Here is a 710-nt window from a genome sequence, read left to right on the forward strand (position 1 = left end):
GCGTGGTCCGAGCCGCGCAGGCCGGACCCTGCCGCCGCGGCGGAGCTGCTCGAACCCATCCCGGAGCCGCCTGCGCCTCGGTTGCCCGACCTTGCGGCCATTCCCGGCGCAGCGCCCGACCCGCAGCCCGTCCAGCCGATCCCCGAGCCGCTGCTGCCCGAACTCGCCGCGGCCCCGGAGCCGCCCGCGCCGATCCCGGAGCCGCCCGAGGCGGTGCTGCCCGAGCTCGCCGCAGCTCCCGAGCCTATCACGCCGTTTCCCGAGCCGCCGGGTCCGGAACTGCCCGGTTTCGCGGCGGTCGCTGAACCGCCCGCGCCGATTCCCGAGCCGCCCGAGGCGATGCTTCCCGAACGCGCCGCGGCCCCCGAGCCGCCCGCGCCAATTCCCGAGCCGCCCGAGGCGGTGCTTCCCGAACGCGCCGCAGCCCCCGAGCCGCGCGCGCCAATTCCCGAGCCGCCCGAGCCGCTGCTGCCCGAACTCGCCGCAGCCCCCGAGCCTCCCGCGCCAATTCCCGAGCCGCCCGAGGCGATGCTTCCCGAACGCGCCGCAGCCCCCGAGCCACCTGCGGCGATCCCCGAGCCGCACCCCGTCACCGCGATCCCGGAACCGCCAGCGGCGCGGTTGCCGGACCTGACGCCGCCGCGTGGGGAGGGGCCGCCACCCGCCGGGCCGCCCGCCGTGGCGACCCCCGCACCGCCCCGCACTTCGCC

At 79.2% G+C, this 710-nt stretch carries 1 pseudogene; it reads left to right on the forward strand.

Annotated features, from left to right (window positions below):
- Positions 1–81: 81 nt before the first annotated feature.
- Positions 82–710, forward strand: a pseudogene (locus OZN99_RS32900) (hypothetical protein); the annotation flags it as partial.

Origin of the sequence: Falsiroseomonas oryzae (assembly GCF_027856955.1) — a bacterium.
In the GTDB taxonomy this organism is placed as follows: Bacteria; Pseudomonadota; Alphaproteobacteria; order Acetobacterales; family Acetobacteraceae; genus Falsiroseomonas; species Falsiroseomonas oryzae.